The organism is Streptomyces sp. NPDC033131 (assembly GCF_055578365.1).
In genome coordinates, this window is record NZ_JBVIPA010000032.1 from 90,288 (window position 1) to 104,614 (window position 14,327).

Sequence of the window (14,327 nt, forward strand, 5' to 3'; positions counted from 1 at the left end):
GGAGAGCTTCGGGTCATGGATGGGTCGGTCAGCGCGGTCAGCAGCAACGGGACGTACTCGTTCACCAAGCCGAACCGGGAGAGCATCAGGCTGATCGCCGGGCTCGGGGTGGAGGGGGACGTGCATGCCGGGGCGACGGTGAAGCACCGGTTCCGGATGAAGAAGGATCCCTCGCAGCCGAATCTTCGGCAGGTGCACCTCATACATGAGGAGCTGTTCGAGGAGGTCAGGGGCGCCGGGTTCGAGGTGGCGGCCGGGGAGCTCGGGGAGAACGTGACCACGCGGGGGATCGATCTGCTGGGGCTGCCGGTCGGGACCCTGCTGCATCTCGGGGGCGAGGCCGTCGTCGAGGTGACGGGGCTGCGGAATCCCTGTACGCAGATCGACACGTTCCAGAAGGGGCTGATGAAGCAGGTCGTCGGGCGGGACGCGGAGGGCAGGGCCCGCTTCAAGTCCGGGATCATGAGCGTCGTCGTCGCCGGGGGTCTGGTGCGGGCCGGGGACCTCGTGAAGGTCGTCCTGCCGGACGGGCCGCACCTGCCCCTCGAGATCGTCTGACCCAGGGCCTGTCCGGCTGCCGGCGCCCGGAGTCGTCGAGGCCGCCCTTTCGGACACCGAACGGACCAGAAAAGGGGGGCACCCCATGGGCGCCCCCCTTTCACCGCACGCGTCACTTGTCCAGGTAGGCCCAGAACTCGTCGAACGACAGCAGCTTGTCCGCGTTGAGGTCGCGGGACTTGATGACGGCCTCGGCGACCGACTCGGTGACGTTCCAGTCGCCCTGCTGGGCCAGGGCGGTCTTGAACTCGGCGGCGGTGATGAAGCCGTCACCGTCAGTGTCGATCCGCTGGAAATCCTTACGTGCTTCTTCGATGTCCGCCACCGATTCGCCCCTTTATCTCGTACCTTGCTGTCCCGTTGACGAAGGTCAGATTAACCGGCCGCCCGTGCCTCCAGTGCAGCGACCACCCACGCGAACTCCTCCCGGTGCGCCGCCACCGCCCCGTGGCCGTTCACGATCCCCAGCAACTCCCGGTAGCGGGCGACCTTGTCGTTCGTCGTGGACCTCAGGCGTTCCAGTACGTCCGCCGGGTCGGCGTTCCCGAGCAGGTCCCGCAGCACCTGCCCGGCCTCCTCGGACTCGGGCGCCACGCCCCGCTCCCGCGCCTCGGCCCCCCGCTGCACCAGCCGCCGGGCGAACCACAGGGACGCCCCGTCGGGGGTGTCGTGTCCGCGGTCGGCGGCGTTGAACTCGGCCGCCTCCCGCATCCGCGCCCGGAACTCCGGGTCCTCCAGCAGTTCGGCCAGCTCCACCCACGCGTCCACCTGCTCGGGCGTCGGCTCGTCCGGGAGGTTCGCGGTCGTCGCACGCATCCGCTCCCGGATCACCGGATCCGCGGTGTCCAGACCCCGGAACGTCTCCTCCACGAACTCCTCCAGGATCCGGCTCCGCTCGGCCGCCGACAGCCGTGCCAGCTTGTTCATCAACGTCATCTCCCCTGCGGTCGAACCGCGTCGCGCCACGGTCGACAGCACCGCACGGGTCACCTTCAGCGACCGGATCTGTGCGTCCAGCGCGGCCACGTGGGCTGCCGCCACCTCCGCGACCGTGGTCTCCCCGGCCAGCACCCTGCGTACGTCCGCCAGGCCGAGGCCCAGTTCGCGCAGGGTGCGGATCAGCTCCAGGCGGGCCATGGACGCGCCGTCGTACAGCCGGTAACCGCCCGCCGACCGGGTCAGCGGGGGCAGGGCGCCCTCGTCGGACCAGTAGCGGATGGTGCGCACGGTCAGTCCGGTGGCCCGCGCCAGCTCGCCGATGGTGAGAAGTCCGGTGCCGTCGTCGATCATGTCTGCGAGTCTGGGCCTTCCAGTGGGTGGAGACTCAAGGGCGAGAAGGGCGCGATGGGGGCGGTCGTGGCGGAGACCTTGCGGGACATTCTCGACGCGGCGGCGCGGGGCGTCTTCCCACCGGCGGACGGCCGTACGACGGTCGTGGCACAGGCGTCCCCCCGGGACGCGGGCGTCCTCGCCTTCACCGGGCACTCGGTCGTCTTCACGGACGAGGATCCGCGCTGGGTGTACGACACGCTGGACGCCGTACCGTGCGACGCCCTGGCGGCGACGATGAACGCGCGGTTCCTGGCGGCCTTCATGGAGCGGACGGGGCGTACGGCCGAGACGATCGACGCGATGCTGGTCGGCTCACCCCTGCCGGGCGAGCCGCCCCTCGCGCTGCAGCAGATCGCGGACGCCGGGCATCCGCGGATCGTGTACGCCCGCGGGCGGCGCGACGACGTGCGCGCGTGGACGGCCGACGGCGGTGTGGTGGTGATCGGGCGGGGGATCGCCGGGCGGGCGGAGGTCTCCGTCGAGGTGGACGAAGAGGTGCGGCACCGAGGGCTGGGCCGGGCCCTGGTGAGGGCGGCCCGGCATCTCGTCACGGAGCCGCTGTGGGCGCAGGTGGCGCCGGGGAACGCCCGCAGCATGCGGGCGTTCCAGGGGGCCGGTTACCGGCCGGTGGGCGCGGAGGCGCTGCTGCTCAGTGCCACGGCTCGTAGTGCGGGTTGCTCTCGCAGTCGCTCATGATCTCGGTCTTGGTCTTCTTGTCGACCGGGCAGACCCCGATGACGTACTCCCGCGCGATACCGCCGGGGAAGGCCACCTCGACCTGGTCGGCCCACTTGTGGGTGTCGCCGATGGTCTTGTTGACGTCCACGCCGCCGGGGGCGTCGATGTAGTAGTTGTAGCCGGCCTTCCACCACGTCTTGTACAGGTCGTGGTCGTACGTCGTGGACACGTACGGGGAGGGCTGGTTGACCAGGACGTACTTCTCGATGTCGTACTGGCCGTTGATGGCGTCCTTCGGGTGGAAGCCCTGCTGGAAGACGACGTCCGGGCCGCGGCCGTCGCTGCGGTAGAGCGTGCCGCAGGTTGTGCGCCAGACCGGGTCGGGGGTGATCCTGCCGACGTCGACGCGGTGGTCGACGGCGGCCTTGACCGGGTCGTCGAACTGGGGGCAGGCCGGGGCGGCGGCCTTCGTGGGGGTGGTCGTGGAGGGAGCGGTGGCGGCCGTCGTCGCGAGGATCGCGGTGAGGGACAGGGCGGCGGCAGCGGCCCGCCGCCGCAGACGAGTTGTGATCATGAGGAGCACAATTCCGGTTCCACGGCGGCAGGTTGGGGATCATCACTCGATCGGCGGCGTGTCCACGGTCGCGTCCGTCAGCGGAAGACGCCCGTGTGCCCCAGCGAGTAGCGGCCCGGCTGCGGGTAGACCGCGAGGCCGTGCGGTCCGCTGCCGACGGGGATGCGGGCGAGCTGGGCGCCGGTGCGGGTGTCGATGGCGTACACCTCGGCGTCGTAACACCCCGACAGCCACAGGACCTTGCCGTCGGCGGCGACGCCGCCCCCCGGGCGGTGGCGGGGTCGCCGCCGCCGTGGAAGGTGAGGGCGACGCGGGGGTGGGTGCGGGGGCCGTGGGTGAGTTGGGCGGGGTGCGCGCGGTGGTGGCGGGGTGCGGGCGCTCTGGCGGCGGAGCGCCGGGTGGCGGGGGCCGGGTGGGCGACGGCGCCGTGGGTCGCGCACCCGGCGGCGAGGGCACCCGCGGTGACGAAGGCGGCGCCTGCGCGGAGCGCCGTACGGCGGTCGTTGGTGGCCACGCGCACCATTTAAGGCGGGTTACGGCGGAAAGCGGGCGATTCGCCCGAACGGCGGCCGGAGCGGGTCGCAGCGGTGATCAAGGGACTCCGCCCCCCGGACTCCCGGACCTTTGCCCTCCCGCCACCCGTCCCGCCGGGCCGAGAGGCGGAGCTCGCAGCCCCCGGTAGGCGCCCGCACCCGCGCGGGGCGCCGCGTTCAGCGGTCCGCCACCCTCATCTCGAACCACGTCGTCTTGCCCCTGGGCAGCAGGTCGACCCCCCACCGGTCGGACAGCTTGTCCACCAGGAACAGTCCCCGGCCGCTGATGTCCATCTCCTGGACCGGCATCAGGCACGGCAGGCCTCGGGACGGGTCGCGGACCTCGACGCGGATCCAGCCGCGGCGCCGGCGCATCCGGAGGCCGAAGACGCGGGCGCCGGTGTGGCGTACGGCGTTGCCGACGAGTTCGGAGACGAGTAAGACCGCGTCTTCCGTCATCTTGGGGGTGAGTCCCCACTGGCGGAGGACGACGACCTGGGCCAGTCGGCGGGCGGTGGCGGCGGACTCGGGGCGGGACGGCAGCGGAACCTCGGCGTCCGTGGGGTTACCGAACAGTTCGAGTACCTTGAGTGCGTGTTCGTCCTCGACCGTCGGAGACCAGCGCGCCGCGGTCGCACGGCTCTCTCCCCGCGGCTGTTCGATACCCTCCAGCCCCGCCATGCCCCCATCATGGCCGCCCGGACCGCCCCCCGGGGCCGTTCCTGACGAATACGCCCCCCGGAATCGGTCATTCCGAACAGGTCGTCCGGCATATGCCGATGGCACTTCAGAAGCTCGAACAGCCCGCCTGACCTGCGAGGAAGGCTCCCTGGGCGGCAATCGGCGGACTCCCTCGACAAGGCAGGCTTAAGGTTGCGTTAAGGCTCCCATAAACCGCCCCATCGAGGGACTCACGGATCAGACACCGCGTCAATTGCAAGCGATTCAGAGGAACTTCGCCTTGCCGGGGCCTTCTTCGACGAAACTCTTCATTCCGCGCTCGCGGTCCTCGGTGGCGAACAGACCCGCGAACCAGTTCCGTTCGACGGCCAGGCCGGTATCGATGTCCGTCTCCAGCCCCGTGTCGATCGACTCCTTGGCGGCACGCAGGGCGATCGCCGGTCCCTGCGCCAGCTTCGCCGCCCACGCGTGCGCCTGCGTGTACACCTCGTCGGCGGGCACGACCCGGTCCACCAGACCCATGCTCAGCGCCTCGTCGGCCTTCACCATGCGGCCCGTGAAGATCAGGTCCTTGGCCTTGGAAGGGCCGACGAGCCGGGACAGGCGCTGGGTGCCGCCCGCGCCCGGGATCAGGCCCAGCAGGATCTCCGGCTGGCCCAGCTTGGCGTTGTCCGCGGCGATCCGGAAGTCCGCGCACAGCGCCAGCTCGCAGCCGCCGCCCAGGGCGTAGCCCGTGACGGCCGCGACCACCGGCTTGGGGATGCGGGCCACCGCCGTGAACGCGTCCTGCAGGTCACGGGCGCGCAGGACCATCGCCGTGTGGTCCATGGCCTGCATCTCCTTGATGTCCGCGCCGGCCGCGAACACCTTCTGGCCGCCGTAGATCACCACGGCCCGCACGTCGTCCCGGCGAGCCGCCTCCTCGGCGAGCTCCTTGAGCCGGTCCTGCGTGGCGATGTCCAGCGCGTTCATGGGCGGGCGGTCCAGGCGGATCGTGCCCACGCCCTCGGCTACTTCGAGATTCACGGTCATGCGGGTCAGGTTAACGGCGACTAACGGCAACGGTCCCGGTGCCGTACCTCACACCGCGGCCGTACCTCCGCGGAAGGCCGTCCTACGCCTTCCACTTCTCCCACGACATGTTCCAGCCGTTGAAGCCGTTGTCCGGCGCGACCGTCGCGTCGTTGGAGTTCTTCACGGTCACCACGTCACCGATCATCGAGTGGTTGAAGAACCACGCGGCCGGCACCCCGCTGTCGTAGCCGCCACGCACGTCGCGCAGGCCGATGCAGCCGTGGCTGGCGTTGTAGTTGCCGAAGGCGCCGCCGCCCCAGTAGTTGCCGTGGATGAAGGTGCCGGAGGTGGTCAGGCGCATGGCGTGCGGCACGTCCTTGATGTCGTACTCGCCCTTGCCGTCGGCGTCGGTGTAGCCGACCGTCGCGCCGTTCATCCGGGTCACCGTGAGCCGCTCGCTGATGACCATCTGGCCGTTCCAGGTCTCCATGCCGGGCTTGCCGGTGGTGACGGGGATGGTCTTGACGACCTTGCCGTCCTGCATGACCTTCATCGTGAGCTTCTTGACGTCGACGACGGAGACCTGGTTGCGGCCGATGGTGAAGGAGACGGTCTTGTCCTGCTTGCCGTAGACGCCGTCGCGGCCCTCGACACCGTCGAGGTTGAGGGCGACGGTGACCTTGGTGCCTTCCTTCCAGTACTCCTCGGGGCGGAAGTCCAGGCGGTCGTTGCCGAACCAGTGGCCCTCGACCTCGACGGCCGGCTCGGTCTTGATGCTGATGGCCTTCTCGACATCCGCCGGGTTGGTGATGCCCCGGGTGAAGCGGATGGAGAACGGCATTCCGACGCCGACCTTCGAACCGTCCTCGGGGGTGAAGTTGCCGCTGAACGTGTTCTCGGGCGTCAGGGTGGTGAAGCTGGAGTCCTCGGCGGCCTCGCGGCCCTCGGAGTCCTTCGCGACCGCGTGCACCGTGTACGTGGTGGCGGCGGCGAGGTGTGTGGTCGGTGTCCAGGTGGTGCCGTTGCCGGTGATCTTCCCGGCTATCCTGCCGCCCTTGGCGTCCTTGACCTCGACCTTGGTCAACTCGCCCTTGGCGGCGCCGACCTCGAGGGCGCCGCTGGTGTCGACGGACTTGGCGCCGTCCTTCGGGGCTATGGAGACGACGGCCTGCGACTGCTCGGTCTCCGCCCGGGAGGACTCCTTGCCGTTTCCGTCCTCGGAGCCGGAGCCCGGATCGGAGCCGCCGCCTGAGCCGCACGCGGTGACGGCCAGCAGCAGGACGCCGAGTATCAGCGCCGGCAACCTCCTGCCGCCTCGCCCCCGCGCGTCAACCGACGCCCCCGATATCGGTCGCACGTTCAAGTCTTCTCCCCTCGCGGGGCCTGGTCCGGCCCCCGCTCCCCGTCGCGCCCCACCGCGCGCACCGGCGCATCGTAACCACAAGGTCAGGGGCGTCGGCGGCTCATGATTGTCACTGTTCCGTACCGACTTCAACGGAACGTTCAACGGCGAGTCGGGGGAAAGCGCCTCCCTGCCGGGCTACTTCACCGCGCTGCCCGCCTTCCACTCCTTCCAGTCCATGTTCCACCCGCCGAGCCCGTTGTCGGGAGCGACCTTTTTGTCATTGCTGTGGACGACCTCGACGACGTCCCCGACGAGGCTGCGGTCGAAGAACCAGCCCGCGGGCGTGTCCGAGCCGCCGCCCTTCACGTCCCTCAGCCCCACGCAGCCGTGGCTGACATTGACCCGTCCGGGAGCGTCCGGCGCCCAGTAGTTGCCGTGCAGGAAGGTGCCGGAGTCGGTCAGGCGCATGGCGTGCGGGACGTCCGGAATGTCGTACTCGCCCTTGCCGTTCTTCTTCTTGAAGCCGACCGTCGCGCCGTTCATCCGGGTCACCTCGAACATCTCGGTGACGACCATCCTGCCGTTGTACGTCGTCGTCTTCGGGGCGCCGGCCGTGATCGGCACGGTGGCCAGCAGGTCGCCGTCCCGCCGGACCTCCATGGTGTGCTTGGCCGCGTCGACCAGGGAGACCTGGCTGCGGCCGATGGTGAAGGAGAACGTCTTGTGCTGGAGGCCGTACACGCCAGGGGCTCCTTCGACGTCCCTGAGCCGCAGGGAGACGGTGACCCGGGTGCCCGGCTTCCAGTACCGCTCGGGGCGGAAGTCCAGGCGGCCGTCGCCGAACCAGTGCGGGCGGATCTCGACGGGCGGCTGTGCGGTGACGCGGACGGCCCGCTCGACGGCCGCACGGTGCTTGATCTCCCGGTTGAACTCCAGGGAGACGATCATTCCGGTGCCGACGGTGGAGCGGTTCTCCGGTGTGACGTATCCGATGAAGCGCTCATCGGGGACGTCCGTCGTGAACGTGGTGTGCCGGGCCGACCGGCGGCCGTGGGCGTCCAGGGCGACCGCGTCGATCGTGTACTTGGCGGCCAGGGCGAGCCTGTGCTCGTCGGGTTCCCAGGTCAGGCGGTTGTCGGAGAAGTGCCCCGGCACCGTGATCTCCTGCGCGTCCTGCGAGGTGACGACCTTGACCGACTCCAGGCGCCCGTCGGGGACCCGCACCCGGAGCTTCTCCTCGGGCCGCACCCCCCGGGCGCCGTCGTCCGGCGAGATCCGGATGACGTCCTCGGGTGCCGGGGGTGCGCCGAGCCCTCCGATGTCGATGCCGCCCTTGCCGTCGGTAGTACAGCCGGTGGCCCCGGCCAGCAGTCCTGCCCATGTCAGTACGGCGGCCAATGCGACCCCCACGCGCCGTGCGCGCCCAGTTACGTGCCTCACGCGGTACCCAACGACCGGGCCTGCTTCTGGGAAACGTGAGTGCGACCCAAGCTCTGGGCAGAACAGTGGGGAGAACGACGCGAGGGGGTGTGGCGGCCGGGGCGCCGCACACCCTTCCCAGGTCGTTCCACGAACCGTGGGAGGCTGACAGGTGTCCAGCGCAGCCGAGCAGGAGGCGGTGGCCGAGGACGGGCGCACCGCCACCGTCGTGAACGGCGCGCGCCGCACCGCGCCACCGCCGGCCGTACCCGTGCGGCCCGGGGCGCCGACGCCGTTGGGCGCCCGCTTCCGGGTCGGTCCGGACCAGGTGGCGGGCACCAACTTCGCGTTGTGGGCGGGCGGGGCCGAGGCCGTCGAGCTGTGCCTGTTCGACGAGACCGGCAAGGAGACGCGGGCCCGGCTCACCGAGCTGACCCACGAGATCTGGCACGGCTTCGTGCCCGGCGTGATGCCCGGCCAGCGCTACGGCTACCGGGTGCAGGGCCGCTGGGACCCGTGGACCGGCGGTCGCTGGAACCCGGCGAAGCTGCTCCTCGACCCGTACGCCCGCGCGGTGGACGGCGACTTCAGCCTCCCCCCGGAGGTGTACGGGCACGTCCGCGACTGGCCCCAGCAGCACGTCGCGGACACCGTGCGCGACGACCGGGACTCGGCGCCGTTCGTCCCGAAGGGTGTCGTGGTCCACGACGACGACGACTGGGCGGACGACCACCGGCCGAAGACGCCGTGGGCGGACTCGGTGATCTACGAGGTGCACGTCCGGGGCTTCACCCAGCTGCACCCGGGCATCCCGCAGGAGCTGCGGGGCACGTACGCGGGACTGGCCCATCCGGCGGCCGTCGAGCACCTGGTCAAGCTGGGCGTGACGGCCGTCGAACTGCTCCCCGTCCACCAGTTCGCCCACGAGGACCACCTGCTGCGCAAGGGCCTCAAGAACTACTGGGGCTACAACTCGATCGGCTACTTCGCGCCGCACGCGGGCTATGCCGCCTCCGGGACGACGGGACAGCAGGTCGGCGAGTTCAAGCGCATGGTGCACGCGCTGCACGAGGCCGGCATCGAGGTCATCCTCGACGTGGTCTACAACCACACGGCGGAGGCGGGCGAGCTCGGCCCCACCCTGTCCCTGAAGGGCATCGACAACCGGGGGTACTACCGGTTGCAGTCGGACGCCCGGCGCTACGCCGACTACACGGGCTGCGGCAACACCCTGCACGTGGTGCAGCCGCACGTCCTCCGGCTCATCACCGACTCGCTGCGCTACTGGGTGACCGAGATGGGCGTGGACGGCTTCCGCTTCGACCTGGCCGCCGCGCTGGCCCGCTCGATGCACGACGTCGACATGCTGTCGCCGTTCCTGGCCGTGATCGCGCAGGACCCCGTGCTGCGGCGGGTGAAGCTGATCGCCGAGCCGTGGGACGTCGGCTCCGGCGGCTACCAGGTCGGGGCCTTCCCGCCCCTGTGGACCGAGTGGAACGACCGCTACCGCAACGCCGTACGGGACTTCTGGCGGGGCGCCCTGCCGGACGTGCGCGACCTGGGCTACCGCCTGTCGGGATCGAGCGACCTGTACGCCTGGGGCGGGCGCCGGCCCTACGCCTCGGTCAACTTCATCACCGCGCACGACGGTTTCACCCTGCGCGACCTCGTCTCCTACGAACGCAAGCACAACGAGGCCAACGGCGAGGGCAACCGGGACGGCACGGACGACAACCGGTCGTGGAACTGCGGGGCGGAGGGGGAGACGGACGACGAGCGCGTACGGTCCCTCAGGCGCCGCCAGTTGCGGAACCTCCTGACGACCCTGCTGCTGTCGACGGGCGTGCCGATGCTGGTCGCGGGCGACGAGCTGGGCCGCACCCAGCGCGGCAACAACAACGCCTACTGCCAGGACAACGAGATCAGCTGGGTGGACTGGAGCCTGCTGGAGGACCCCGACTGGAAGCCCCTGTTCGACCTGACCGCCCGCCTGATCGACCTGCGCCACCGCCACCCCGTGCTCCGCCGCCGCGCCTTCTTCTCCGGCCGGGCGCACTCCGCGGACGGCCTGCGGGACCTGGCCTGGTTCACCGCCCGGGGCACCGAGATGACCGAACGGGACTGGTACGCCCCGGCCGGCACCCTCGGCATGTACCTCTCCGGCCGGGACATCCCCGGGCGCGACGAGCGCGGCGACCCCATCCTCGACGACAGCTTCCTCGCCGTCCTGCACGCCGGGGACCGGCCCGCGAGCTTCGTGCTGCCGGGGCCGCCGTGGGCGGAACGGTACGAGGTGCTCGTCGACACGGGACGGGAGGAGCAGGGGGAGGCACCCGGGGTCGTCCACCGGGCGGGGGCGACCATCACGGTGCCGGCGCGGGCCGTGCTGCTGCTGAAGGTGGGCTGAATGTGGGCTGAGAGCGGGCCGTACGACTCCTCGAACACGCAGGTCGTAGGACCAGCGGCCGATCCGGGTCCGGCCAAAACTCGGTGGGCGTTGTCAGTGCCGATCCGTAGGCTCGCTGCTGATGGCGACGACATCTGAAACCACCGAGGAACCCGGAAAACGCCGCGACCGGTCGGCCGTACGCACACTGCTGCGGCTGTGGCCGTACGTCCGGCCCGTGCGCGGGCGGCTGTTCACCGCCGCGTTCGTCGCGGTGCTCGCCTCGTGCGCGGGGCTGGTGATTCCGCTCGTACTGAAGTGGATGGTGGACGGGCCGGTCGCCGACCGGGACTCCGCCGGGGTGTGGCTCGGGGCGCTGTTCCTGCTGCTGCTCGGGCTCACGGAGGCGTTGCTGTTCGGGCTGCGGCGGTGGCTGGTGGCGCGCCCGCTCGCGGGCGTCGAGGCGGGGATGCGGGCCGATCTGTACCGGCATCTCCAGCGGCTGCCGGTGGCCTTCCACGACCGGTGGGCGTCGGGGCAGCTGCTGTCCCGGGGGACCACGGACCTGATGCTGCTGCGCATGTTCCTCGCGTTTCCGCTGACGTTCCTGCTGGTCAACGGGGTGACGATCGTCATCGGCGTGGTGATCATGCTGATCCAGGACTGGACGCTCGGGCTGGTGATCCTCGGTCCGGCGATCCCGGTGATCGTGACCTGCGTGGTCTTCGAGACGCGGTACACCGAGGTGGCGCGGCGGGCCCAGGACCAGGTCGGGGATCTGACGACGGTCGTCGAGGAGAGCGTGCTCGGCATCCGGATCATCAAGGGGTTCGGCCGGCACCGGAGCCAGGCACGGGCGTTCCGGGAACTGTCACGGACCCTGCGGGGTACGGAGCTGCGCAAGGCGGGGCTGCTGGCGACGATCTGGGGTGTCATCGTGACGCTGCCGGAGGTGGCGATCGGGGTGGCGCTGGTGCTGGGGGCCGTGCAGGTGGCCGACGGTTCCCTTTCCGCCGGGACCCTGGTCGCGTTCCTGTCCACGGCACTCGCGCTGCGCTGGCCGGTGGACTCCATCGGCTTCCTGCTGGCGATGAGCCAGGAGGCGGCGACCGCGACCGAGCGGTACTTCGAGGTGATGGACGCGGAGCCGGAGTCGCGGACCACGGGTGCCACGACCCGGACAGGCGCCACCACACGGACCGAGGACAGCGGTCTCCGGTTCCACAACGTGTCGTTCCGCTACCCCGACGCCCCCGCCGGCTCCCCACCCGTCCTCGACCGGATAGACCTCCACATCCGCCCCGGCGAGTCCATGGCCCTCGTCGGAGCCACCGGCAGCGGCAAGACCACCCTCACCGCGCTCGTGCCCCGCCTCCACGAGGTGACCTCCGGGCGGATCACGCTGGACGGCGAGGACATCACGGCGATGTCCCGTGAGGAGCTGCGCTCGAAGGTGGCGGTGGCCTTCGAGGAGCCGACCCTCTTCTCCGCCGGGGTCGGTGACAACGTCCTCATGGGGGCGCACGGCACCGCGGGACAGGCCGAGCTGGAGCGGGCGCTGGCCGTCGCGCAGGCCGACTTCGTGTACGCGCTGCCGCAGGGCACGGACACCCAGGTCGGCGAGCAGGGGCTCAGTCTCTCGGGCGGGCAGCGGCAGCGGCTCGCGCTGGCCAGAGCCGTGGTCGGCCGGCCCAGGTTCCTCGTGCTCGACGACCCGTTGTCCGCGCTGGACGTGCACACCGAGGCCGCCGTCGAGGCCGCGCTGCGGGACGTCCTGGCCGAGACCACGGGTCTGATCGTGGCCCACCGCCCGTCGACCGTCCTGCTCGCCGACCGCGTCGCCCTGCTCTCCGGCGGCCGGATCGTCGCCGTCGGCACCCACCAGGAACTGCTGCGCACGAACGCCGAGTACGTCCATCTGATGGCCGGGACCGAGGAGGCAGACCGATGACGGCGCCGGCGACCACGACCACCAAGCCCGGCCAGGAGCGCCCGGCCGGGGAACCCGCCCGGCAGGACGACGACTTCGACCGCGACGTCCTGCCCACTCCCCCGGGCGCCACCGCCGCCCTGCTGCGTTCCCTGCTCGCCCCGATGAAGGCCCGCGTCGCCGTCACCACGCTGCTGCTGCTGCTCCAGCAGGCGGCCACGCAGGCCGGCCCGCTGCTGGTGGCGTACGCCATCGACAGCGCCGTACCCGCGTTCCGCGACCACGACAACGGCCCCCTCGTCGCGGTGGGCGTCTGCTATCTGCTGTGCGCGCTCGCCTCCGGCGCCCTGCAGTCCACGTTCGTGATCGCCGCGGCCCGCGTCAACCAGGACGTGCTGCTCGATCTGCGCGGCCGTATCTTCCGCCACGCGCAGGCCTTGAGCGTCGACTTCCACGAGCGCTACACCTCGGGCCGGCTCATCTCCCGCTCCACCACGGACGTGGAGTCGCTGCGCGAGCTGCTGAACGAGGGCCTGCAGGAGCTGGTCGGGGTCGTCCTGTCCTTCGCCTACATCTCGGCGCTGCTGCTCTGGCTCGACCTGGGGCTCGGCGCGGTGGCGGTGGCGTCCCTCGGGCCGCTGTATCTGCTCATCCGGCTCTACCAGCGGCGGGCGAAGCGGGTGTACCGGGCCCGGTCGACGGCCATCGCGGCCGTGATCGTGAAGTTCGTCGAGACGATGAACGGTATCCGGCCGGTGCGCGCGTTCCGGCGCGAGGCGGTCAACGACGCCGACTTCCAGGTGCTGAACGCCCGGCACGAGCGGACCAACGGCGACGCGCTCCTCGAGATGGCCCGCTATGTGATCGGCTCCCGGCTGGTCGCCAACACGGCGGTCGCGGTGATCGTGCTGTGGGGCGCGCACCGGGTGGCCGACGGTTCGCTGGAGCTGGGCGTGCTGGCGGCCGCGGTGCTGTATCTGCGGCGGCTGTACGACCCCATCGACCGGCTCGGCATGTTCCTGAACTCCTACCAGTCGGCGGCGGCCTCCCTGGAGAAGATCGCCGGACTGCTCGCCCAGACGCCGTCCGTCCCGGAGCCCGCGACGCCCCGGCAGCTGCCGCCCCTCGCGTCCGAACACCCCGGCCGCGAGGTCGTCTTCGACGGGGTCCGCTTCGCGTACCGCACCGGGGGCGAGGTGCTGCCCCGCTTCGACCTGACGCTGCCCGCCGGACAGACGGTCGCGGTCGTCGGCTCGACCGGCGCGGGCAAGTCGACCCTGGCCAAGCTGCTCGCCCGGTTCTACGACCCCTCCGAGGGCCGGGTCCTCCTGGACGGCGTCGACCTGCGCGACCTGGCCGGGCCCGAGCTGCGGCGCGGAGTCGTCATGGTGACGCAGGAGGCGTTCCTGTTCTCCGGCACGGTCGCCGAGAACATCGCGATCGGCCGCCCGGACGCCACCCGTGAGGAGATCGAGGAGGCCGCGAAGGCGATCGGCGCCCACGACTTCGTCACCGCGCTGCCCGACGGCTACGACACGGACGTACGCAAGCGGGGCGGCCGCATCTCCGCCGGGCAGCGCCAACTGGTCGCCTTCGCCCGGGCGTTGCTCGCCGACCCGGCCGTGCTGATCCTCGACGAGGCGACCAGCTCGCTCGACATCCCGGGCGAGCGGGCGGTGCAGCGCGCGATGGCGACGGTGCTGAAGGGGCGTACGGCCGTGGTCATCGCGCACCGGCTGTCGACCGTGGAGATCGCGGACCGGGTGCTGGTCATGGAGCACGGGCGGATCGTCGAGGACGGCAGCCCGGACCAACTCGTCGCCGGCACCGGCCGGTTCGCGGATCTTCACCGGGCGTGGCGGGACAGCCTGGCGTGA

The 14,327-nt window shown here is 71.1% G+C and carries 12 protein-coding genes and 1 pseudogene; 5 read left to right on the plus strand and 8 right to left on the minus strand.

What is annotated here, in order from left to right; all coding sequences use genetic code 11:
- Positions 1–15: 15 nt before the first annotated feature.
- Positions 16–558, plus strand: a complete 543-nt coding sequence (locus ACZ5XS_RS32605; RefSeq protein ID WP_468657416.1) for an MOSC domain-containing protein — start codon at positions 16–18, stop codon at positions 556–558.
- 112 nt (positions 559–670) lie between these two features.
- Here ACZ5XS_RS32605 and ACZ5XS_RS32610 read toward each other — a convergent pair whose 3' ends face one another.
- Both ACZ5XS_RS32610 and ACZ5XS_RS32615 read right to left on the minus strand, forming a co-directional pair.
- The gene (locus ACZ5XS_RS32610; RefSeq protein ID WP_468657418.1) at positions 671–883 is read right to left on the minus strand and encodes an EF-hand domain-containing protein; all 213 of its coding nucleotides are present in this window, start codon (positions 881–883) and stop codon (positions 671–673) included.
- Positions 884–933: 50 nt separating this feature from the next.
- A complete protein-coding gene (locus ACZ5XS_RS32615; protein ID WP_468657419.1) occupies positions 934–1,848 on the minus strand; it encodes a helix-turn-helix domain-containing protein in 915 nt (304 codons plus the stop codon).
- Positions 1,849–1,914: 66 nt separating this feature from the next.
- Between ACZ5XS_RS32615 and ACZ5XS_RS32620 the strand changes: the two genes are divergently transcribed.
- Entirely contained in the window at positions 1,915–2,586 is a 672-nt protein-coding gene (locus ACZ5XS_RS32620; protein ID WP_468657421.1) for a GNAT family N-acetyltransferase, read from the plus strand.
- Here ACZ5XS_RS32620 and ACZ5XS_RS32625 read toward each other — a convergent pair.
- The 6 genes and pseudogenes from ACZ5XS_RS32625 to ACZ5XS_RS32650 form a co-directional block, all read right to left on the minus strand.
- Positions 2,540–3,142: an ADP-ribosyltransferase gene (locus tag ACZ5XS_RS32625; protein ID WP_468657423.1), complete on the minus strand. Its 603-nt coding sequence runs from the start codon at positions 3,140–3,142 to the stop codon at positions 2,540–2,542. The genes ACZ5XS_RS32620 and ACZ5XS_RS32625 overlap by 47 nt on opposite strands.
- Before the next feature lie 77 nt (positions 3,143–3,219).
- A pseudogene (locus ACZ5XS_RS32630) lies at positions 3,220–3,408 on the minus strand (YncE family protein); the annotation flags it as partial.
- Between the two features lie 444 nt (positions 3,409–3,852).
- The gene (locus tag ACZ5XS_RS32635) at positions 3,853–4,356 is read right to left on the minus strand and encodes an ATP-binding protein (RefSeq protein WP_217234790.1); all 504 of its coding nucleotides are present in this window, start codon (positions 4,354–4,356) and stop codon (positions 3,853–3,855) included.
- 264 nt (positions 4,357–4,620) lie between these two features.
- On the minus strand, positions 4,621–5,388 hold the full coding sequence (locus tag ACZ5XS_RS32640; RefSeq protein ID WP_468657425.1) for an enoyl-CoA hydratase/isomerase family protein: 768 nt from the start codon (positions 5,386–5,388) through the stop codon (positions 4,621–4,623).
- 82 nt (positions 5,389–5,470) lie between these two features.
- On the minus strand, positions 5,471–6,733 hold the full coding sequence (locus ACZ5XS_RS32645) for a L,D-transpeptidase (RefSeq protein ID WP_468657427.1): 1,263 nt from the start codon (positions 6,731–6,733) through the stop codon (positions 5,471–5,473).
- 177 nt (positions 6,734–6,910) lie between these two features.
- Complete coding sequence (locus ACZ5XS_RS32650) at positions 6,911–8,155, minus strand: L,D-transpeptidase (protein ID WP_468657429.1); 1,245 nt, start codon at positions 8,153–8,155, stop codon at positions 6,911–6,913.
- A 151-nt stretch (positions 8,156–8,306) separates the two neighbouring features.
- On the opposite strand from ACZ5XS_RS32650, the gene glgX reads away from it, so the two are divergent.
- The 3 genes from glgX (at position 8,307) to ACZ5XS_RS32665 (ending at position 14,327) form a co-directional block, all read left to right on the plus strand.
- On the plus strand, positions 8,307–10,541 hold the full coding sequence (gene glgX, locus ACZ5XS_RS32655) for a glycogen debranching protein GlgX (RefSeq protein ID WP_468657431.1): 2,235 nt from the start codon (positions 8,307–8,309) through the stop codon (positions 10,539–10,541).
- Between the two features lie 121 nt (positions 10,542–10,662).
- On the plus strand, positions 10,663–12,471 hold the full coding sequence (locus ACZ5XS_RS32660; protein WP_468657433.1) for an ABC transporter ATP-binding protein: 1,809 nt from the start codon (positions 10,663–10,665) through the stop codon (positions 12,469–12,471).
- On the plus strand, positions 12,468–14,327 hold the full coding sequence (locus ACZ5XS_RS32665; RefSeq protein WP_468657435.1) for an ABC transporter ATP-binding protein: 1,860 nt from the start codon (positions 12,468–12,470) through the stop codon (positions 14,325–14,327). Before ACZ5XS_RS32660 ends, ACZ5XS_RS32665 begins: the two co-directional genes overlap by 4 nt.